Annotated in this window: 1 protein-coding gene; it reads left to right on the top strand. The window is 69.9% G+C overall.

The window, feature by feature from the left end; all coding sequences use genetic code 11:
* Window positions 1–269 (top strand): hypothetical protein (locus tag SB756_RS30515; protein WP_410913298.1); only part of this gene is annotated, 269 nt, incomplete at both ends.

Genomic DNA, 269 nt, shown 5'->3' with positions numbered 1-269 from the left:
AGTACCGGTCGCGCCGCGTGGCGCGCCATTTCGTCGCGCATCCTGGTCGCGGCCGTCGGCGGCTACGCCCTGTGCTGGTCCCTGTTCCTGGCCTTGTGCGCCTGGCTGCCCTATCAAAAGGTCACCCTCTGGTACCTGACCGGGCAACTGGCGCCGCTGCCCTTCCTGTTCGCCCTGCTGGCCGCCTTCGCCGCCCGCTCGGCCGGGCAGATGGCGGCCTGGATCTTCGGCCTGGCCGGCTTTTTCTACCTGCTCGGGAGGCTGGCATG

It is taken from the genome of Pseudomonas sp. SIMBA_068, assembly GCF_046534705.1.
Classification (GTDB): Bacteria; Pseudomonadota; Gammaproteobacteria; order Pseudomonadales; family Pseudomonadaceae; genus Aquipseudomonas; species Aquipseudomonas putida.
This window is presented reverse-complemented; position numbering and strand designations above follow the sequence as displayed.